This is a genomic window from Streptomyces bicolor (assembly GCF_000719285.1).
Classification (GTDB): domain Bacteria; phylum Actinomycetota; class Actinomycetes; order Streptomycetales; family Streptomycetaceae; genus Streptomyces; species Streptomyces bicolor.
On sequence record NZ_JOFS01000008.1, the window covers coordinates 352,980 to 372,315 of the forward strand.

At 70.9% G+C, this 19,336-nt stretch carries 15 protein-coding genes and 1 pseudogene; 12 read left to right on the forward strand and 4 right to left on the reverse strand.

Features of this window, described 5'->3' with window-relative positions:
* Positions 1-112 precede the first annotated feature (112 nt).
* From IF78_RS0112970 to IF78_RS0112985, 3 genes are all read left to right on the forward strand, one after another.
* Positions 113-538: a MarR family winged helix-turn-helix transcriptional regulator gene (locus tag IF78_RS0112970; RefSeq protein WP_031480763.1), complete on the forward strand. Its 426-nt coding sequence runs from the start codon at positions 113-115 to the stop codon at positions 536-538.
* Positions 539-548: 10 nt separating this feature from the next.
* Complete coding sequence (locus IF78_RS0112975) at positions 549-1,343, forward strand: IclR family transcriptional regulator (RefSeq protein ID WP_031480761.1); 795 nt, start codon at positions 549-551, stop codon at positions 1,341-1,343.
* A gap of 546 nt (positions 1,344-1,889) precedes the next feature.
* Entirely contained in the window at positions 1,890-3,227 is a 1,338-nt protein-coding gene (locus tag IF78_RS0112985) for a HEAT repeat domain-containing protein (protein ID WP_031480759.1), read from the forward strand.
* A gap of 59 nt (positions 3,228-3,286) precedes the next feature.
* Here the strand turns inward: IF78_RS0112985 and IF78_RS0112990 are convergent, their stop codons facing one another.
* The gene (locus tag IF78_RS0112990) at positions 3,287-3,574 is read right to left on the reverse strand and encodes a DUF1905 domain-containing protein (protein WP_031480757.1); all 288 of its coding nucleotides are present in this window, start codon (positions 3,572-3,574) and stop codon (positions 3,287-3,289) included.
* Positions 3,575-3,792: 218 nt separating this feature from the next.
* On the opposite strand from IF78_RS0112990, the gene IF78_RS0112995 reads away from it, so the two are divergent.
* A complete protein-coding gene (locus tag IF78_RS0112995; protein ID WP_031480755.1) occupies positions 3,793-5,190 on the forward strand; it encodes a glycoside hydrolase family 16 protein in 1,398 nt (465 codons plus the stop codon).
* Between the two features lie 106 nt (positions 5,191-5,296).
* Here IF78_RS0112995 and IF78_RS0113000 read toward each other — a convergent pair whose 3' ends face one another.
* Positions 5,297-6,187 (reverse strand): helix-turn-helix transcriptional regulator, encoded by an 891-nt coding sequence (locus IF78_RS0113000; protein ID WP_031480753.1) that lies wholly within the window; start codon positions 6,185-6,187, stop codon positions 5,297-5,299.
* 195 nt (positions 6,188-6,382) lie between these two features.
* On the opposite strand from IF78_RS0113000, the gene tkt reads away from it, so the two are divergent.
* The 8 genes and pseudogenes from tkt to IF78_RS0113035 all read left to right on the forward strand — a co-directional run bounded on the left by tkt (position 6,383) and on the right by IF78_RS0113035 (position 16,529).
* Entirely contained in the window at positions 6,383-8,458 is a 2,076-nt protein-coding gene (tkt, locus tag IF78_RS0113005) for a transketolase (RefSeq protein ID WP_031480751.1), read from the forward strand.
* A gap of 19 nt (positions 8,459-8,477) precedes the next feature.
* Positions 8,478-9,626 carry a transaldolase gene (gene tal, locus IF78_RS0113010; protein WP_031480749.1) on the forward strand — a complete coding sequence of 383 codons (1,149 nt, stop codon included), beginning with the start codon at positions 8,478-8,480 and terminating at the stop codon, positions 9,624-9,626.
* Entirely contained in the window at positions 9,623-11,164 is a 1,542-nt protein-coding gene (gene zwf / locus IF78_RS0113015) for a glucose-6-phosphate dehydrogenase (RefSeq protein WP_031480747.1), read from the forward strand. The genes tal and zwf overlap by 4 nt, the downstream gene beginning before the upstream one ends.
* Positions 11,161-12,096 carry a glucose-6-phosphate dehydrogenase assembly protein OpcA gene (gene opcA, locus IF78_RS0113020; RefSeq protein ID WP_031480745.1) on the forward strand — a complete coding sequence of 312 codons (936 nt, stop codon included), beginning with the start codon at positions 11,161-11,163 and terminating at the stop codon, positions 12,094-12,096. Before zwf ends, opcA begins: the two co-directional genes overlap by 4 nt.
* Positions 12,089-13,741 carry a glucose-6-phosphate isomerase gene (gene pgi, locus IF78_RS0113025; protein ID WP_031480743.1) on the forward strand — a complete coding sequence of 551 codons (1,653 nt, stop codon included), beginning with the start codon at positions 12,089-12,091 and terminating at the stop codon, positions 13,739-13,741. Before opcA ends, pgi begins: the two co-directional genes overlap by 8 nt.
* A gap of 1 nt (position 13,742) precedes the next feature.
* Positions 13,743-14,621 carry a phosphogluconate dehydrogenase (NAD(+)-dependent, decarboxylating) gene (gene gnd / locus IF78_RS0113030; RefSeq protein WP_031480741.1) on the forward strand — a complete coding sequence of 293 codons (879 nt, stop codon included), beginning with the start codon at positions 13,743-13,745 and terminating at the stop codon, positions 14,619-14,621.
* A 6-nt stretch (positions 14,622-14,627) separates the two neighbouring features.
* Positions 14,628-14,861 (forward strand): annotated as a pseudogene (locus IF78_RS46025) (histidine phosphatase family protein); the annotation flags it as partial.
* 201 nt (positions 14,862-15,062) lie between these two features.
* Positions 15,063-16,529, forward strand: a complete 1,467-nt coding sequence (locus IF78_RS0113035) for a hypothetical protein (RefSeq protein ID WP_031480739.1) — start codon at positions 15,063-15,065, stop codon at positions 16,527-16,529.
* A gap of 1 nt (position 16,530) precedes the next feature.
* On the opposite strand, the gene IF78_RS0113040 is transcribed toward IF78_RS0113035, so the two are convergent.
* Positions 16,531-18,312 (reverse strand): bifunctional sugar phosphate isomerase/epimerase/4-hydroxyphenylpyruvate dioxygenase family protein, encoded by a 1,782-nt coding sequence (locus IF78_RS0113040; RefSeq protein WP_031480737.1) that lies wholly within the window; start codon positions 18,310-18,312, stop codon positions 16,531-16,533.
* A gap of 26 nt (positions 18,313-18,338) precedes the next feature.
* The gene (locus IF78_RS0113045) at positions 18,339-19,223 is read right to left on the reverse strand and encodes a shikimate dehydrogenase (RefSeq protein ID WP_031480735.1); all 885 of its coding nucleotides are present in this window, start codon (positions 19,221-19,223) and stop codon (positions 18,339-18,341) included.
* Between the last annotated feature and the right edge of the window lie 113 nt (positions 19,224-19,336).

A 19,336-nucleotide genomic window follows, 5' to 3' on the forward strand; every position in this document is an offset into this window, starting at 1 on the left:
ATGCTGGGTGCAGTACGTACGCACCGCCCCACCCGGGGCCTCGACCAGGGAGCCCGCCATCACCAGCCGGCAGACCACGAACCCCGCGCCGATCGACTCGAACGAGCCGTGGATGCGCGGACTGCACGCGGACACGGGCTATCTGCTGTACCGCCTGGGCCTGCGCTCCGGTCAGCTGTTCAACTCCTTCCTCCAGGAGTCGGGCCTGCGCCTGCGCCACTACGCGCTGCTGCGGTTCCTCGCCACCTCCCCGGGCGCACTCCAGCGCGAGCTGAGCGCGTCGCTCGGCTACGACCCGAGCGCGATCGTCGGCCTGGTCGACGACCTGGAGAAGCTGGGCTTCGCCGAGCGGCGCCCCTCCCCCGACGACCGCCGCAGCCGGATCATCGTCCTGACCGAGGGCGGCCGGGCCTTCCTGCGGGACACCGACGAGGCCGGGCAGCGGGTCACCAACGAGCTGCTCGAGCCCCTCGACGCCACAGAGCGCGAGCAGCTGCACGCGTTGCTGCGCAGGGTCACCGAGTCCGGGCTGGGGTGACGCCGCGCCGATGACCGCCGACGCCCTGCCGTCCCTGCCCGCCAAGGGAAGGCGTTCCGCGCCCGACCGGCTGCTGGCGGTGCTCGCGGCCTTCGACCTCGAGCATCCGGCGCTCAGCCTGACGGACATCAGCCGGCGGGCCGGGCTGACCCTGACCACCGCGCACCGGCTCGTGGCCGCCCTCACCGAGTGGGGCGCCCTGGAGCGGGACGACTCCGGGCTCTACCACGTCGGGCTGCGGCTGTGGGAGGTCGCGGCCCTCGCCCCACGCGGGCTGGCGCTGCGCCAGGTCGCGCTGCCGTACCTGGAGGACCTGTACGAGGCGACGCACGAGAACGTGCAATTGGCGGTCCAGGACGGGCCCGAGGTCGTCTACATCGAGTGGCTGTCGGGACGGTCGGCGGTCGGCGTCCACATCCGGGTCGGGGCACGCTGGCCGCTGCACGCCACCGGGGTGGGGCTCGCGCTGCTCGCGCACAGCGCCCCGGAGTTCCAGGAGGAGTACTGCACGGGTCCGCTCGCCTCCTTCACGCCGTACACCGTCACCGAACCGGCCCGGCTGCGCCGCATGCTGGCCGACGTGCGCCGCACGGGTGTGGCGGTGAGCAGCCGCCAGGTCACCGACGACGCGCTGTCCGTCGCCGCCCCGGTACGCGGACCGGGCGGGTCGGTCGTCGCCGCCGTATCGGTGGTCGTGCCGCAGGCCGACGCCCAGGTTCCGGTGCTCGTGCCGGCGGTACGGCTCGCGGCGCGCGGGATCTCGCGGGGGCTGGGGTGGCAGCCGACGACGGTGACGACCGGCTGACCTGGCAGGGCTGGCTGATCGGCGCCGCCACCGCGCTGCCGCTGGTGTGACGCGCCACCGCCGGACGTGATGTACGGCGGCATGGTCGCCTCTGCACGACGGCTGCCCTGGGCAGGCCCTGGCACCGGCGTTTCATGCTGGTGGGCTGGCTGATCGAGGTCTCGGTCACGATGATGCACAAGGAGGACCCGCAGCCGTTCGAGTACGCCTTCCATCTGCTCAGCGTGGTCTGCGCATACGGCTTCGGCGTGCTCGGCCGGGTGCGGCGGGCCTACACCGCCGAACTGGACAGGAGGCCGTGGTCACCAGTCTGCGCCGCTCCGGCCGGCCTGGTGGGCCCCGGGGCCGCTGCGCCGGCTGCACGACCGGTTCGGGCTGCACGAGGAGGCACCCGCGTCGGCACCCGCCCCCTCTGTCGCGACGAAGGCCTGACACCGTTCGCGGCACCGACACGCGTCCCGCGTGTGCCGATGCCGCACGGGCCGCGTTCCGGCCCGTCTCCGGCCGGGCCGTACACTCCCTCAACCAGCAGACGGGGGACGGAACATGGGCGAGGGCGGACTCGACGGTCGGCTCAGGTCGGCCGTTCGGGCGGGGGACGCCGAGGCCGTGCGGGAGCTGCTGAACCGGGGCGCGGATCCGGACGCGGTGGACACGAGCGGGCTGCCGGTGCTGTGCGTGGCGGTGGCGGCGTACGACGCGCCGGTCGCCGAGGCGTTGGTGGAGGGCGGCGCGGACCCCGACAGGGTGTTGCCCGACGGGACCACGCCGCTCTGGCGTGCCGTCGACGGCGGCTCCCCGGCGACGTTCTCCGCGGTGCTGGGCAAGGAGCCCCGGCTGCGGCTTCCGGAGGCCGCCCGTGACCGGCTGCTCGCGCTGGCCCGGAGCTGGTACGAGACGGGTGTGGCCGAGGAGCTCCGGCGCAGGACGGGCGCGCCTGGCCCGGCCACGTCGGTCCGGGTCGAGGACGACGAATACGACTGGGTCACTCAGATCTCGCTCGGCGGCCTCGTCGTGCGCGCTGGGCACGGCGCCATCCTGACCTCGCTGGAGTGGACCTTCCGCGTGCTGACCCCGGTCGACGAACTGATCGCCCGCGCTCTCGAGCAGCCGGACGAGGAACATGTGGTCTGGTCCACGGTCTGCTGGATCCTCACCCAGCGCCGCAGCTTCGAGACCTGGTCCGCCGTGGTGGCCCATCGTCACGACGCGGACCGGGCGCATCGCCTGTTCGTGCTGGACTACCTGCGGACGCGGGGGTTTCTCGACACCAGCCGCTACTACGAGAAGCAGGCGAGCGAACTCCTGGCCGTCTGGGCGACCGAGGAAACGGACGGCGAGGTGCTCGACACCTTCACCGAGTACGGCCATCCGGACCAGGAGGCCATCGGCCTTCGCCACGCCGGCCATCCCGATGCGCGTGTCCGCCGCGAGGTGCCCTACGCCCTCTGCGTCGACGACGTTGCCCGCTCGCCCGCGGCCAGGTCCGCCCTGCTCGCCCTCGTGCACGACCCGGCGGCCGAGGTGCGGCTCAGGGCGTGCCAGGCGGGCCTGCGGGACGACGACCTCCTCCCGGAGATCACCCCGGCGCTGCTGTCGCTGGCCGAGGCACCGGACGCCGGCCTGCGAGGTCCGGCCGCGGAGGCGCTCGCCGACTCCCGGGACCGTACGCCCGTCGTCGCCGACGCCTTGGCGGCGCTGCTCGGCGACGACAGCCAACTCGTCCGTCTGGTGGCCGCCTACGGTCTCGCCCTGCGCGACGACCCGCGCACCGCCGAGGCCTTCGAGCGGGTGGGTCCACTCGGTGACGGCTTCGAGCACGACCATCGGGCCGACGAGCTGTGGCGGTGGAAATGGCGCCAGGAGAACTCGGCCGACGAGTGAAGCCGACGACAGAAGCCGACGAGTCGAGCACCGTCCTCACAGAGCCCAAGTGACAGCCCTCAGAGGCGGACGGTCATCTCCACCGCCACCTCGTCACCTGTGCCGAGCCCCTGCGGCTTGCGTACCGCGTTCTTGAGCGGCAGCAGATAGCCGCCGTCCTTGGGGAAGAGCGACGTCTCGAAGGCGACCTCGCCGACCCTGGCCTCGACCGGGATCACACCCCAGCCGTAGGTGGCCATGGAGGCGACCTGCTGGATGTCGGCGGACTCCTCGTCCGGCACGCGGACGAAATAGTACGGCGCGGGCCCGCGCCATTCGATCACCTGGCCGGTGAAGGCGAGTTCCATGGGGTCAGTCTCTCCTGTGATCTCCCAGTGCATTCCCCCATCGACGGTGCAGCACATCCCGGCCTTCATAGGGTGAACTCCCCTGCGACTGACGGGATTTATCTGCTTCACCTCTTGACGACCGGAGGGACGGGGAGCACATTGGCGACACTTTGAGAGCGCTCTCAAAGGCACCCGCACCCCACTCCCCATCCCGTACACCGAGAGGCAGCACCCCCATGACTGACCCCTCCGGCATACACGGCAGACGCCGTTCCCCTCGGCGCGCGCTCCTCGCCGTGCTCGGCACGCTCGGCCTGGTGGCGGCCGTCGCCACCGCGGCCGTCCCGTCGGCGAACGCCTCCGCGCCCACACCCCCCGCGGGCTGGACGCAGGTCTTCCTGGACGACTTCAACGGCGCCGCCGGCACCGGCGTGAACACCTCCAACTGGCAGTACGCGACCGGCACCGGCTATCCCGGCGGGCCCGCCAACTGGGGCACCGGCGAGGTCGAGACGATGACGAACAGCACGAACAACGTCTCACTCGACGGCAACGGCAATCTCCTCATCACGCCGCGCCGGGACGCGTCCGGCAACTGGACCTCTGGCCGCATCGAGACCAACCGCACCGACTTCGAGCCCCCCGCGGGCGGCAAGCTGCGTGTGGAGGCCCGCATCCAGGTGCCGAACGTGACCGGGGCCGCCGCCAAGGGCTACTGGCCGGCGTTCTGGATGCTGGGCGCGCCCTATCGCGGCAACTACTGGAACTGGCCCAGCGTCGGCGAGCTGGACATCATGGAGAACACGCAGGGCCAGAACACCGTGTACGCCACGATGCACTGCGGGACCTCACCGGGCGGCCCCTGCAACGAGACCAGCGGCATCAGCGGCAACACCACGTGCTCCGGCACGACCTGCCAGGCCGGCTTCCACACCTACCGGACGGAGTGGGACCGCTCGACGAGCCCCGAGGAGATCCGCTTCTATCTCGACGGCACCAACTTCCACACCGTGCGCGCCAACCAGGTCGACGCGACGACGTGGGCGAACGCGACGAACCACGGCTTCTTCATCATCCTCAACGTGGCCATGGGCGGCGGCTTCCCGGACGCCTTCGGCGGCGGCCCGGACAGTGGAACGCAGCCGGGCCACTCCATGGTCGTCGACTACGTCCAGGTGCTGTCGGCCGGTGGGAGCGGTACCACACCGCCGCCGACGGGCAACCGTGACGCCTACAGCGCCATCCAGGCCGAGTCGTTCGACAGCTCGAGCGGCACGAGCACCGAGTCCACCTCCGACTCGGGCGGCGGGCAGAACATCGGCTCGCTCGCCAACGGCGACTGGGCGCTGTACCGGGGCGTCAACTTCGGTTCCACCGCGGCCACCCAGTTCGTCGGCCGGGTGGCGAGCGGTGCCGCGGGCGGCGTCAGCGGCTTGGTGGAGGTGCGCCTGGACAGCCGTAGCAGCGCGCCCGTCGGCAGTTTCGCGGTGGGCAACACGGGCGGCTGGCAGTCGTGGCGGACGATACCCGCGAACATCACCGGGGTGACCGGCACGCACGACGTCCATCTCACCTTCACCAGCGGGCAGGCGTCGGACTTCGTGAACGTGAACTGGTTCAACTTCGGCCGCTGAGCGGCGGGTTGGCGATGCCCCGCGAGGTCTCTCCCTTCCTCGCGGGGCATCGGTCAGTCGTTCCGGCGGTACGCCACCACTTCGGCTTCCTCGTCCTGCGGAGTGCTCACCGCAGTTCCGCCCGGAACACCGCCGGTGTCATCTCGGTGTGTTGCTGGAAGAACTTGGAGAAGTTCGCGGCGTCCGGAAACCCCACCGCCGCTCCAACTCGCCCGATGGGCATGTCCGTGTGGGCAAGCAGCCGCTTCGCCTCCAGCACCACGCGCTTGTCGATGAACCCCTTGGGTGTCTCACCGGTGGCGGCGCGCACCGCACGAACCAGGGTTCTCCGGGAGTAGCCCAGCTGATCGGCATACGCACTCACACTGTGATTGGTGGCAAACCCCCGCTCCACCGCATCCCGGAACAGCGTGAACGTCGTATCCCCCTGCCCGCGCGCGGCCTCCGCGGAGCTCGCGGCGAGATGGGCCAGGCGCAGCAGGAACGCCGTCAGCGAGTGCCGCAGCACAGCCGTGTGCAGGCTCAGCGGCAACGTCGTCGTGTCCTCGTACTCGCGTTGGAGCTGTTCCAGCGCGGACCGGAGGGCGGTGAGCTGAGCGTCGTCAGGGCGCAGCAGGGGCGGCAGGTCGTAGCGGTAGAGCCCGGTCGCCTCCACCGTGGCACGCGGCAGGAAGCCGGGCTGCATGGTCAGGACGGTGCCCCGGTAGTCGGCGGTACCGGAGAAGCGGTGGACCTGGCCGGGGCGGATCCACAGCAGGTCACCGGCGTTCGCCTCGTACTCGGCGAAGTCGATCATGTGGTGGACGGGGCCCTCGCTGAAGAGCATCACGACATGGAAGTCGATGCGGTGCACCCGCTCCAGCGGTGCGTCGGCGGCGTGCCAGGTGCGGCCCGTGCCCATCCGGCCGACCTGTATGCCGACGCCGAGGACGCTCAGATCGGCCGGGAAGGGAAACGTCCGTATGGCGTCGCCACCTTGAACCCTTGCGTCCGCCATATCCGCCATACCCGCCATGTCCGTCTCGTGCCGTCTCAGTCGTGCGCGCCCCTCGCTCAGCCGTGCGCGGCACTCCTCGCGGTGTCCCACTTTCACCACAGCCTGGCACACGCCGACCTTCCCTCGTAAAAGTCAGACTTTTACTTTTGAACGCGTTGGACCAGCCACTTCGCTCCGATCGAGGACTTTTTGAAGATGAGCACGCAGACACCGGACAGCTTCGAATGGACCGAACTCGACCGGCGTGCCGTCGACACCGCGCGCCTCTTGGCCGCGGATGCCGTACAGCGAGTCGGCAACGGCCACCCGGGCACCGCGATGAGCCTCGCCCCGGCCGCGTACACGATCTTTCAGAAGGTGATGCGCCACGATCCCGCCGACCCTGAGTGGACCGGTCGGGATCGTTTCGTCCTCTCCCCCGGCCACACCTCGCTGACCCTCTACACCCAGCTCTTCCTCGCCGGGTACGAGCTGGAGCTCGGCGACCTGAAGGCGTTCCGGAACCACGGCTCGAAGACGCCGGGCCACCCCGAGTACGGCCACACCGCCGGCGTCGAGACCACCACCGGCCCGCTGGGCCAGGGGGTCGCCAACGCGGTCGGCATGGCGATGGCCGCCCGCTACGAGCGCGGCCTGTTCGACCCGGACGCCCCGCAGGGCGAGTCCCCGTTCGACCACACCATCTGGGCGATCGTCTCCGACGGCGACCTTCAGGAGGGCGTCTCCGCCGAGGCCTCCTCGCTCGCCGGCCACCAGAAGCTCGGCAACCTGGTCTTCCTGTACGACGACAACCACATCTCGATCGAGGGCGACACGGCGACGGCGTTCTCCGAGGACGTGCTGAAGCGGTACGAGGCGTACGGCTGGCACGTGCAGCGGATCGAGCCCGCGCTGGGCGGCGACATCGACGTCGCCGCGCTGTACGGGGCGCTCAGGGCGGCGCAGGCCGAGACCGAGCGTCCCTCGATCATCGCGATGCGCACGATCATCGCCTGGCCCGCCCCGAACGCGCAGAACACCGAGGCCTCGCACGGCTCCGCACTCGGCGCGGAGGAGATCGCCGCCACCAAGCGCATCCTCGGCTTCGACCCCGAGCAGTCCTTCGAGGTCGCCGACGAGGTCCTCGCCCACACCCGCCGGGCCCTCGACCGGGGCGCCGAGGCGCACGCCGCCTGGGACAAGCAGCTCGGCACGTGGCGGGCCGCCAACGCCGAACGCGCCGCGTTGTTCGACCGGATCGTCGCCGGCCAGCTGCCCGAGGGCTGGCAGGACGCGCTCCCGGTCTTCGAGGAGGGCAAGTCGGTCGCCACCCGCGCCGCCTCCGGCAAGGTGCTCCAGGCACTGGGCGCCGCCATCCCCGAGCTGTGGGGCGGTTCCGCCGACCTCGCCGGGTCGAACAACACCACCATCGACAAGACGAGTTCGTTCCTTCCCGAGGGCAACCCGCTGCCGGAGGCCGACCCGTACGGCCGTACCGTCCACTTCGGCATCCGTGAGTTCTCGATGGCCGCGGAGATGAACGGCATCGCCCTGCATGGCAACACCCGCATCTACGGCGGAACGTTCCTGGTGTTCTCCGACTACATGCGCAACGCCGTACGCATGTCCGCCCTGATGCAGCTGCCGGTGACGTACGTCTGGACGCACGACTCCATCGGCCTCGGCGAGGACGGCCCGACCCACCAGCCGGTCGAGCACCTGGCCTCGCTGCGCGCCATCCCGGGCCTGAACATCGTCCGCCCCGCCGACGCCAACGAGACCGCCATCGCCTGGGCCGAGATCCTCCGCCGGCACGCCACCGGCCCGGCCCCGCACGGCCTGGCGCTCACCCGTCAGGGCGTCCCGACGTACGCGCCCAACTCCGATGCGGCCAAGGGGGGTTACGTCCTGCGGGAGTCCTCGACCGAGACTCCCGAGGTCGTCATCGTCGCCACCGGGTCCGAGGTCCAGCTCGCCGTCGCCGCGCGGGAGGTGTTGGAGGCCGAGGGGATCGGTACCCGTGTCGTCTCGATGCCGTCCGTGGAGTGGTTCGAGGAGCAGCCGCGCGAGTACCGGGAGAGCGTCCTGCCGCCCGCCGTGAAGGCGCGGGTCGCCGTCGAGGCCGGGATCGGGCTCACCTGGTACCGGTTCGTGGGCGACGCCGGGCGCATCGTCTCGCTGGAGCACTTCGGCGCCTCCGCCGACGCCAAGACCCTGTTCGCCGAGTACGGCTTCACCCCCGAGAACGTCGTGGCCGCCGCGCGGGAATCCCTCACCGCCGCCCGCGGTTGATCCGATCGCCAGAAGGAAGATGAGCACAGTGACCACCGAAGCAACCGCGACCGCGGGCACCCTCAAGCGCCTCTCCGACGAAGGCGTCTCGATCTGGCTGGACGACCTCTCGCGCAAGCGGATCGCGTCCGGCAACCTCGCCGAGCTGATCGCGCACAGGAACGTCGTCGGCGTCACCACCAACCCGTCCATCTTCCAGGCCGCCATCGGCTCCGGCGAGGGCTACGAGGAGCAGCTCGCCGACCTCGCGGCGCGGGGCGTCACGGTGGACGAGGCCGTGCGCATGATGACCACCGCCGACGTCCGCGCCGCCGCCGACCTCCTGCGGCCCGTGTACGAGGCCACCGGCGGCCGGGACGGCCGGGTCTCCATCGAAGTCGACCCGCGTCTGGCGCACCACACGGCGGCCACGATCGCCGAGGCCAAGCAGCTCGCCTGGCTGGTCGACCGGCCCAACGTGATGATCAAGATCCCGGCGACCAGGGCGGGCCTCCCGGCGATCACCGAGGTCATCGGCCTCGGCATCAGCGTCAACGTCACGCTGATCTTCTCCCTGGAGCGCTACCTCGCGGTCATGGACGCCTACCTGGCCGGCCTGGAGAAGGCGGCCGCGAACGGCGTGGACCTGTCCGGCATCCACTCCGTGGCCTCCTTCTTCGTCTCCCGCGTCGACACCGAGATCGACAAGCGGCTGACGGCGATCGGCACGGACGAGGCCCTCGCGCTCAAGGGGAAGGCGGCCCTCGCCAACGCGCGCCTCGCCTACGAGGCGTACGAGGAGGTCTTCGGCGGTGACCGCTGGACCGCTCTCGCCGGCGCCAGGGCCAACAAGCAGCGCCCGCTGTGGGCCTCGACGGGGGTGAAGGACCCGGCGTACAAGGACACCCTGTACGTCGACGAACTGGTCGCCCCCGGCACCGTCAACACGATGCCCGAGGCCACCTTGAACGCCACCGCCGACCACGGCGAGATCACCGGCGACACGGTCACCGGCGGCTACGCGCAGGCCCGCGCCGACCTGGCCGCCGTGGAGTCGCTGGGTATCTCGTACGACGAGGTCGTCACCCGGTTGGAGGACGAGGGCGTCGCCAAGTTCGAGGTGGCGTGGCAGGACCTGTTGAACGCCGTGAAGAAGTCGCTCAGCAGCAAGGGAGCTGACGCAGCATGACCTCCGACTGGGACCACGACTGGGACAACCCCCTGCGCGACCCCCGCGACCGCCGCCTCCCCCGTATCGCGGGCCCGTCCGGGCTCGTCATCTTCGGTGTCACCGGCGACCTGTCCCGGAAGAAGCTGATGCCGGCCGTGTACGACCTCGCCAACCGCGGGATGCTGCCGCCGGGCTTCTCGCTCGTCGGGTTCGCCCGCCGGGACTGGGAGGACGAGGACTTCGCGCAGATCGTGCACGACTCGGTGCGCGAGCACGCCCGCACCGAGTTCCGCGAGGAGGTCTGGCAGCAGCTCTCCGACGGCATGCGGTTCATCCCGGGCGACTTCGACGACGACACGGCGTTCGACAAGCTGCGCCGGACGGTCGACGAGCTGGACGCGGCGCGCGGCACGAGCGGAAACTACGCCTTCTATCTCTCCGTACCGCCGAAGTTCTTCCCGAAGGTCGTCCAGCAGCTGAAGAAGCACGGCCTGGCGGACGCCCCCGAGGGGTCGTGGCGGCGCGCGGTCATCGAAAAGCCCTTCGGCAGCGACCTCGCGAGCGCCCGTGAGCTGAACGCGATCGTGCACGACGTGTTCGACCCGGAGCAGGTCTTCCGCATCGACCACTACCTGGGCAAGGAGACCGTCCAGAACATCCTGGCGCTGCGCTTCGCGAACCAGATGTTCGAGCCGATCTGGAACCGGTCGTACGTCGACCACATCCAGATCACGATGGCCGAGGACATCGGCATCGGCGGCCGGGCGGGCTACTACGACGGCATCGGCTCGGCCCGTGACGTCATCCAGAACCACCTGCTCCAGCTGATGGCGCTCACCGCGATGGAGGAGCCGGCCGCCTTCGACGCGGCGTCGCTGCTCACCGAGAAGCTGAAGGTGCTCAAGGCGGTGAAGCTGCCGGAGAACCTGGGCGAGCACACCGTGCGCGGGCAGTACGCGGGCGGCTGGCAGGGCGGTGAGCAGGTACTGGGGTATCTGCAGGAAGACGGCATCGACCCGAAGTCGAAGACCGACACGTACGCCGCCATCAAGCTGAACATCGACAACCGGCGCTGGGCGGGCGTGCCGTTCTACCTGCGCACCGGCAAGCGGCTCGGGCGGCGGGTCACGGAGATCGCCGTCGTCTTCCAGCGGGCGCCGCACTCCCCGTTCGACTCCACCGCCACCGAGGAGCTCGGCCAGAACGCCATCGTCATCCGGGTCCAGCCGGACGAGGGTGTGACGGTGCGGTTCGGCTCCAAGGTGCCGGGCACCTCGATGGAGATCCGGGACGTGACGATGGACTTCGCGTACGGCGAGTCCTTCACGGAGTCCTCGCCCGAGGCGTACGAGCGGCTCATCCTGGATGTCCTCCTCGGGGACGCCAATTTGTTCCCCCGTCACCAGGAAGTGGAAGAGTCCTGGAGGATCCTCGACCCGATCGAGGAGTACTGGGACAGGCACGGCAAGCCGGCGCGGTACGCGTCCGGGAGCTGGGGACCCGAGGAAGCCGACGAGATGCTCGCACGAGACGGACGGAGCTGGCGCAGGCCATGAAGATCGACCTGACCGACACCACGGCAAGCAAGATCAACAAGGCGCTGGTGCAGGGCCGCCGCGCGATCGGCACACCGGCCGTGGGCATGGTCCTGACGATGGTCATCGTCACGGACGAGGAGAACGCGTACGACTCGATCAAGGCGGCGGAGGAGGCCTCGCACGAGCACCCCGCGCGCACCCTGGTCGTCATCAAGCGGCACGCCCGCACCCCGCGCGACCGCACCCGCTCCCATCTCGACGCCGAGGTCCGGGTGGGCGCCGACGCCGGCACCGGCGAGACGGTCGTGCTGCGCATGTACGGCGAGGTGTCCGAGCACGCCGACTCGGTGGTGCTGCCGCTGCTGCTGCCGGACGCCCCGGTCGTGGTGTGGTGGCCGGTGGACGCGCCCGAGAACCCCTCGAAGGACCCGCTGGGCGCGCTCGCCCAGCGCCGGATCACCGACCTGTACACCACCGAGACGCCGCTGTCGGACCTGGAGATGCGCGCCCGCTCCTACGCGCCCGGCGACACCGACCTCGCCTGGACCCGGCTCACCCCCTGGCGTTCCATGCTCGCGGCGGCCCTGGACCAGGCCCGGGTGCCGATCGTCTCGGCGGCCGTGGAGGCCGAGGCCGACAACCCGGCCGCCGAGCTGCTGGCCCGCTGGCTGGAGGCCCGCCTCCATGTCACCGCCGAGCGCGTCGTCACCGCCGGACCGGTCGTCACGGGCGTGCGCCTGGGCACCGAGAACGGCGAGATCGTCATCGACCGCCCCGAGGGCCCGCTGGCCACGCTGCACCTGCCGGGCCAGCCGTCGCGCACCCTCGCGCTGAAGGTCCGCACCACCTCCGAACTCATCGCCGAGGAGCTCAGGCGCCTCGACGCGGACGAGATGTACGCCGTCGCCCTGCGGGGCGAGAGCACCAAGGAGACGCCCTCCCATGACTGAGACTCCCGTGCTCACCCAGCGCCCCGAATGGGCGGCCCTGGCGGACCACCGCGCGGACGTGCTGCAGCGCCCGCGGCTGCGGGAGCTGTTCGCCGCCGATCCCTCCCGCGCCGAGCGGTACGTCGTGCGGGTCGGCGATCTGCGCATCGACTACTCCAAGCACCTGATCAACGACGAGACCCTCGCCCTGCTGCGGGAACTGGCCACCGCCACCGATGTGTTCGGGCTGCGCGACGCCATGTTCCGCGGCGAGAGGATCAACGTCACCGAGGACCGGGCGGTGCTGCACACCGCGCTGCGGGCGCCGAGGGACGCGGTGGTCGAGGTGGACGGCGAGAACGTCGTGCCCAAGGTGCACGCGGTGCTCGACCAGATGAGCGCGTTCGCCGACCGCGTCCGCTCCGGCGAGTGGACCGGCCACACGGGCCGCCGTATCCGCAACGTCGTGAACATCGGCATCGGCGGCTCCGACCTCGGTCCCGCCATGGCGTACGAGGCTCTGCGCCCGTTCACGGCACGGGAGTTGACGTTCCGGTTCGTCTCCAACGTGGACGGTGCCGACCTGCACGAGGCGGTCCGGGACCTGGATCCGGCGGAGACGCTGTTCATCGTCGCGTCCAAGACGTTCACCACGATCGAGACGATCACCAACGCCACGTCGGCCCGTTCCTGGCTGCTGGCCGGTCTCGGCGGCGAAGACAAGGCGGTCGCCAAGCACTTCGTCGCCCTGTCGACCAACGCCGGCAAGGTCACCGAGTTCGGCATCGACCCGGACAACATGTTCGAGTTCTGGGACTGGGTCGGCGGACGGTACTCGTACGACTCGGCGATCGGGCTCTCGCTGATGATCGCCATCGGCCCGCAGCGCTTCCGGGAGATGCTCGACGGCTTCCGCATCGTCGACGAGCACTTCAAGAGCGCGCCCGCCGAGGCCAACGCCCCGCTGACGCTGGGCCTGTTGGGCATCTGGTACGGCAATTTCTTCGGTGCCGAGTCGCATGCGGTGCTGCCGTACTCGCACTACCTGTCGAAGTTCACGGCGTACCTGCAGCAGCTGGACATGGAGTCCAACGGCAAGTCGGTGGACCGCGAGGGCCGGCGCGTGGGCTGGGAGACCGGTCCGGTGGTGTGGGGCACGCCCGGCACCAACGGGCAGCACGCCTACTACCAGTTGATCCACCAGGGCACCCGGCTGATCCCGGCCGACCTGGTCGGCTTCGCCCGGCCGGTCGCCGAGCTGAGCGACGAACTCAAGGCGCAGCACGACCTGTTGATGGCGAACCTCTTCGCGCAGGGCCAGGCGCTCGCCTTCGGCAAGACGGCGGACGAGGTGCGCGCGGAGGGCGTGCCCGAGGAGCAGGTGCCGCACCGCACCTTCCTGGGCAACCACCCGACCACCACGATCCTCGCCCCCGAGCTGACCCCGTCGGTCCTCGGCCAGCTGGTCGCCCTCTACGAACACAAGGTCTTCGTCCAGGGCGCCGTGTGGAACATCGACTCCTTCGACCAGTGGGGCGTGGAGCTGGGCAAGGTCCTCGCCAAGCGGGTCGAGCCCGCCCTGACCGAGGGCGCCGATGTCCCCGGTCTCGACGCCTCCACCGCCGCCCTCGTGGCCGCCTACCGTGATCTCAAGGAAGTGAACTGACATGAAGCTCGGTCTCATCGGTCTCGGCAAGATGGGCGGCAACATGCGCGAGCGCATCCGCCGCGCCGGCCACACCGTCATCGGCTACGACCGCAACCCCGACGTTTCCGACGTCGGGAGCCTCGAAGAGCTGGTCCAGCAGCTCGACGCGCCGCGCACGGTCTGGGTGATGGTCCCGGCCGGCACCGCCACCCAGACCGTCATCGACGAGCTCAAGGACCTGCTGTCGCCCGGCGACACGGTCGTCGACGGCGGCAACTCCCGCTGGACCGACGACGAGAAGCACGCCGCCGAACTCGGCATCAAGGGCATCGGCTTCGTCGACGCGGGCGTCTCCGGCGGCGTGTGGGGCCTGCAGAACGGCTACGCGCTGATGGTCGGCGGCGACAAGGAGCACGTGGAGCGGCTGCAGCCGATCTTCGAGGCGCTCAAGCCGGAGGGCCCCTACGGCTACGTCCACGCCGGCCGGGTCGGTGCCGGGCACTTCTCGAAGATGGTCCACAACGGCATCGAGTACGCCATGATGCAGGCCTACGCCGAGGGCTGGGAGCTCCTGGAGAAGGTCAACTCGGTGGACAACGTCCGTGAGGTGTTCCGCTCCTGGCAGGAGGGCACCGTGATCCGCTCCTGGCTGCTGGACCTCGCGGTGAACGCCCTCGACGAGGACGAGCACCTGGAGAAGCTGCGCGGCTATGCGGAGGACTCCGGCGAGGGCCGGTGGACCGTGGAGGCGGCCATCGACAACGCGGTGCCGCTGCCCGCGATCACCGCTTCGCTCTTCGCCCGGTTCGCGTCCCGCCAGGACGACTCCCCGCAGATGAAGATGATCGCGGCGCTGCGCAACCAGTTCGGCGGGCACGCCGTCGAGTCGAAGAAGTAGCCGGCAGTGGGGGATCTTCTGCTCGTCCGCAACGGCGAGACGGAGTGAAGCAGGTCGGGACAGCACACCAGCTGGACCGACCTGCCCCTCACCCAGGACGGCGAGGAACAGGCCAAGTCCCTCGCCCCGCTCCTGTCCGGCCGGACCTTCTCCCTGGCGCTCACCAGCCCGCTGCGCCGCGCCGTCCGCACCGCCGAACTGGCGGGCGTCACCGGGGCCGTACCGGACCCCGACCTGCACTGAGGGTCCCCCCTCTGGGGGAGGGAGTACGGCGTGTCGACGGAGCACGGTCGGCCGGTGATCGCGGTGGGGGCACCTCCCACGCCCTTTAGGCAGTGGGGGAGGAACACCAGCGCCTGATCTCCTCGCCTTCCAGTGTCCTTCCTGAGCCGGTCGGCGGCGAGTTGACAGGTTCGGCGGCCGGCGTCAGAGTCCCGGCTGATGGAGATCAACGATCTGACGCCGGCCGAGCTGCGGGTTTGGCAGGCTTTTCCCAGGGGCCAGGCAGTGGACTTCCGCACGGCGGAGGACGAGAGCGCGGTCCCGGGCGCCGACTGGGGGGACCAACGGACCGTCCGCGCCTCGGTGTTGCGGGCTCTGCTGCTCGACGGCCCGGTGGAGAGCGGGGAGGTCGCCGCCCTCAAGGTGGCGGGCGCGCGGATCACCGGCGTGCTGGACCTGCGGTACGCGACGGTGGAGAGCGTCGTACGCCTGAGTCACTGCCACTTCGACGAGGTCCTTGATGTCTCCGGCGCCCAGCTGAAGTACCTCAACCTGACCGGGTCCCGCCTGCCCGGTCTGGCGTCCGCGCGGGTCCGGGTCGACGGCGGACTGCGGCTGACGGAATGCCGGTTCACGGGGCACGTGCGGCTCGGCGGGGCGCAGGTCGCCGGGGCGCTGTATCTGGAGCGTGCCGAGGTCACCGCGCCCGAGGGAACCGAGCGTCCGGTCCTGCAACTGCACCAGGTGACCGTCGGGGAGGACCTGTGCGCGTCCCGGCTGCGCACACAGGGCGAGATCCGTCTCAACGGCGCCACCATCAGTGGCTCGCTCCGGCTGGAGGAGGCCGAGCTCCGTCACCCCGGCGGCTTCGTCCTCAACGCCGAGGCCCTCGAGGTGGGCGCGAACGTCCTCGGCAGGCGGCTGAGCGCACATGGCCGCGTCGACATGCGCGGCGCCCGCATCCCCGGGCGCCTCGACCTGCTCTACAGCCGGCTGTCCAACCCCGGTGGCACCGCGATGCGCGCGAGCAGCTGTGTCATCGGCGAGGTGTGGCTGCGCAAGGGCCCGCCGATCGAGGGCATGCTCAACCTGCGCCGCTCGCAGATAGAGCACCTCAACCTGGAGCCGGAGATGCTCCCGGACCACGTCCGCCTCCTTGACCTCACCTACACGTCCCTCACCCCCCATGTGCCGCCGGAGCAACGGCTGCCCATGCTGGAGCGGGACGAGGACACCTTCGACCCGCACGGATACGAGCAGTTGACCGCGTCGTACCGCCGTACCGGCGACGACCACGCCGCCCGTCTGGTCCAGCTCGCCAAGCAGCGCCACCACCGCACCACCCTGCCCTGGTACGGCCGTCTGTGGGGCCACGTCCAGGACGCCACCGTCGGCTACGGCTTCCGGCCGATGCGCGCGCTCGGCTGGCTGCTGTCCCTGCTCGCCGTCGGCTCGGTCACGTTCGCGGTGGACGCGCCCCCCGCGCTGAAGGCGGACGAGGCACCGCAGTTCAACGCGGTGTTCTACACGCTCGACCTGCTGCTGCCGGTGATCTCCTTCGGCCAGGAACAGGCGTTCGCCCCGGAGGGCGGGCAGCAGGCGCTGGCGTATGTCCTGATCCTCACCGGCTGGATCCTGGCCACGACGGTCATCGCCGGCGTGACCCGGACCGTCAGCCGGCAGTAGGTCACCGCGTCAGGTGCTGCGCCGCGAGCCGCACGGGCGCGTTCTGCGCGCCGTACCCCCGATATCCGTCCCGCTGCACGAGCTCGAAGAAGACGCGGCCGACGGTCGGGGTGTAGCAGTGCCGGAACTCGCCGTACGCGTCACGGTCGTAGAGAATGCCCAGCTCGCGATACGTCTCCAGCTCACCGTCCGCGAACTCGTACCGGGCCGCCAGGTCGTCGTAGTAGTTGGCGGGGATCGGCAGCAGTCGCCCGCCCGCCTCCCGGAACCGGCGGGCCGCGGCGACCACGTCGTCCGTGGCCAGCGCGATGTGCTGGGCGTGCACGGTGTCGTCGGTGGGCGCCGCCCCGACGCTCAGGGCGATGCGGACACTGCCGTCGGGGTTGGTGACGGCACGGCTGCGCATCAGGCCGTACGGGTCGGCGACGTCGACGCTCTCCTGGGCGTGCAGGCCGAGGACGCTGCGGTGGAAGAGGGTCGCCTCGTCATAGTGGTGCCAGGGCTGGACGAGGGCGAGGTGATCGATGCGGTGCACGCCCGGGGTGCCGGGCTCCGCGTGCTCCACGTCCGCGAAGTCGGCGCGCCAGTCGGGCTGTTCGGGCCGGCCCGAGGCGCAGAAGAACAGTTCCGTGCCGTCGGGTGCCGCGACCGCGTCGAGCGGTGCGTCCTCGGCGGCACGGCGGCGCGGCAGGACCGGTGCCAGGAGCGCCTCGGCGCGGCGGGCCGCGCCGGCCGGGTCCGGGGACTCCAGGCCGATGGCGGCGAGTGAGGTGCCGTCCCGGCGTGCGGCACCCGCCGTGTTGACGAGGACGCGGGCCTCGCCCTGCTGCCAGAGGTCGACCGGCTTGCCGCGGTGCCGTGCGGTGCGGGTGAAGCCCAGGGCGCCCAGCAGCGCCGAGACCGGTTCGGCGTCCGGCGTGACCAGTTCGGCGAAGGCGACGCCGGTGGGGACGACGGGGGCGGGCGGTGTGGCCACGCCGACCGCCTCCTGGAGGACCAGCAGGGAGCGGTGGGCGTCCACGGCCGTCGGGCCGGCCTCCGCCTGGCGGAAGACGTCGTTGAAGACTTCGAGGGAGAGCGGGCCGCCGTAGCCCGTGTGCAACACGCGGCGTACGAGATCCGCCACATCGAATCCGCCCTGGCCCGGGAAGCAGCGGTAGTGGCGGCTCCACTGCAGTACGTCCATCGCGAGCAGCGGGGCGTCGGCGAGCTGCAGGAAGAAGATCTTCTCGCCGGGGATGTCCTCGATGCCCTTGGGATCGGAGCCACGGGAGAGGATGTGGAAGCTGTCCAGGCAGGTGCCGAGCGCCGGGTGGTCGGCGGCCTCGACGATGCGCCACGCGTGGTCGTACGTGCTGACGTGCCGTCCCCACGCCAGGGCCTCGTACGCGACGCGAATGCCGAACTCCTGGGCCAGGTCGGCCAGTTGGCGCAGGTGGTACGCGGCGAGCGCGTCGTCGTCCACGGCGAGCGGATGGACCGAGGAGCAGACGAGGACGGTGTCGGCGCCGAGCCTGCGCATCAGCTCGAACTTGTGCCGGGCGCGGCGCAGATTGCGGGCGAACTCGTCGGCGGGGACGGCCTCGATGTCCCGCATGGGCTGGTACAGGTCGATGCTCAACCCCAGATCCGCGCAGCGCGCACGGATCTCCTCCGGGGTCAGCGGGCTGGCCAGCAGGTCGTTCTCGAAGATCTCCACACCGTCGAAGCCGGCCCGGGAGGCGGCCGTGAGCTTCTCGGTGAGGGATCCACTGAGGGAGACGGTGGCGATGGACGTACGCATGCCGGTACCTCTTCTCCTGTCCGGTCCTAGCTCGGGGTTCCCACAGCGCCTGCCAGCTCGGCGATGTCCGCGAGCATGCGCGCGCTGTCGGGCTCGCGTCCGGTGAACAGGCGGAACGCGTCCACGGCCTGGAAGACGGCCATGCCGCCACCGTCGAGAGTGGCGCAGCCGAGCTCGCGGGCGGTACGCAGGAGCTCGGTCTCCAGGGGCCGGTAGACGACCTCGGCGATCCACAGGCCCGGGTGCAGCAGCTCGGCCCGGAGGGGCAGGCCGGGGTGGGCGGCCATGCCGGTGGGGGTGGCGTGCACGAGGCCGTCGGCCCGACTCATCAGCGCGGGGAGCGCCTCCAGAGCGGCACCGACCGCCCGCCCGGGGCCGAAGTGCCGGTTCAGCGCCCCGGCGAGGCCCGCGGCCCGGTCGGTCAGCGCGTCCACGACGGTGACCCGCTCGGCACCCAGCGTCAGCATGGCGTGCGCGACGGCCGCGCCCGCTCCCCCCGCGCCCAGCTGCACGACCCGCTCCAGCGGCGCATCGGGCAGCCCGCGCGCGAACGACGCGGCGAAGCCGGTGACGTCCGTGTTGTGGCCGACGGCCCGGCCGTCCTCGAAGACGACGGTGTTGACCGCGCCCAGCGCCTCGGCCTGCGGAGTGAGCGCGTCCAGGTGCTCGATGACGAGCTGCTTGCACGGGTGGGTGATGTTGAGCCCGTCGAAGCCCAGGTCACGGGCGGCCCGCACCAGGTCGCCCACCACCTCGGGCGGGACGCCGAGGGCGTCGATGTCGATGAGCCGGTACAGATAGCGCAGGCCTTGCCGGTCGGCCTCCCGCTCGTGCAGCGCCGGGCTGAGCGAGGGGCCGATGCCGGAACCGATCAGCCCGACGAGATACGAGTCCTTGGCGTCCTTGGCCACCGGGGGGACCTCCTGAGCGGCTCACTAATGTACGAACTGGTGAGTTAGTCATAGCAGGCGGTCCCGGAGCTTGGGAAGGCCTGACCCGACACACGAGGCAAGAGGGCTTCTAC

Coding starts and splice junctions, on each gene's coding strand:
- IF78_RS0113035 (WP_031480739.1), top strand. CDS start 15,063: ATGGAGATCAACGATCTGACGCCGGCCGAGCTGCGGGTTTGGCAGGCT.
- zwf (WP_031480747.1), top strand. CDS start 9,623: ATGACCTCCGACTGGGACCACGACTGGGACAACCCCCTGCGCGACCCC.
- IF78_RS0112970 (WP_031480763.1), top strand. CDS start 113: ATGCGCGGACTGCACGCGGACACGGGCTATCTGCTGTACCGCCTGGGC.
- IF78_RS0112985 (WP_031480759.1), top strand. CDS start 1,890: ATGGGCGAGGGCGGACTCGACGGTCGGCTCAGGTCGGCCGTTCGGGCG.
- IF78_RS0112995 (WP_031480755.1), top strand. CDS start 3,793: ATGACTGACCCCTCCGGCATACACGGCAGACGCCGTTCCCCTCGGCGC.
- IF78_RS0112990 (WP_031480757.1), bottom strand. CDS start 3,574: ATGGAACTCGCCTTCACCGGCCAGGTGATCGAATGGCGCGGGCCCGCG.
- tkt (WP_031480751.1), top strand. CDS start 6,383: ATGAGCACGCAGACACCGGACAGCTTCGAATGGACCGAACTCGACCGG.
- tal (WP_031480749.1), top strand. CDS start 8,478: ATGAGCACAGTGACCACCGAAGCAACCGCGACCGCGGGCACCCTCAAG.
- IF78_RS0113040 (WP_031480737.1), bottom strand. CDS start 18,312: ATGCGTACGTCCATCGCCACCGTCTCCCTCAGTGGATCCCTCACCGAG.
- opcA (WP_031480745.1), top strand. CDS start 11,161: ATGAAGATCGACCTGACCGACACCACGGCAAGCAAGATCAACAAGGCG.
- IF78_RS0113000 (WP_031480753.1), bottom strand. CDS start 6,187: ATGGCGGACGCAAGGGTTCAAGGTGGCGACGCCATACGGACGTTTCCC.
- pgi (WP_031480743.1), top strand. CDS start 12,089: ATGACTGAGACTCCCGTGCTCACCCAGCGCCCCGAATGGGCGGCCCTG.
- gnd (WP_031480741.1), top strand. CDS start 13,743: ATGAAGCTCGGTCTCATCGGTCTCGGCAAGATGGGCGGCAACATGCGC.
- IF78_RS0112975 (WP_031480761.1), top strand. CDS start 549: ATGACCGCCGACGCCCTGCCGTCCCTGCCCGCCAAGGGAAGGCGTTCC.